Annotated in this window: 1 protein-coding gene; it reads left to right on the forward strand. The window is 49.4% G+C overall.

Features of this window, described 5'->3' with window-relative positions; all coding sequences use genetic code 11:
* A partial coding sequence (locus tag AAEY72_RS16285; protein WP_352311727.1) for a YgiQ N-terminal domain-containing protein occupies positions 1-237 on the forward strand: 237 nt, incomplete at both ends.

Genomic DNA, 237 nt, shown 5'->3' on the forward strand with positions numbered 1-237 from the left:
GTTTTGATACTGCTGAAGGAAGAAACAATAAGCCGATGACGGCGCGCAAGCATAAGCTAAAAATGCCGCCACGTGAAAAAACTGTCATTCGTCTCCCTGATTATGAGCACGTCAAATCTGACCCAGTGCTTTATGCGCATGCTAGCCGTATCTTGCATCTTGAGACCAATCCCGGTAATGCCCGCGCGCTAGTTCAGCGTCATAGTAGCGGTGCAGGCAACTCACACACCTCAATTG

Source organism: Psychrobacter sp. W2-37-MNA-CIBAN-0211, from assembly GCF_040309405.1.
In the GTDB taxonomy this organism is placed as follows: Bacteria; Pseudomonadota; Gammaproteobacteria; order Pseudomonadales; family Moraxellaceae; genus Psychrobacter; species Psychrobacter glaciei.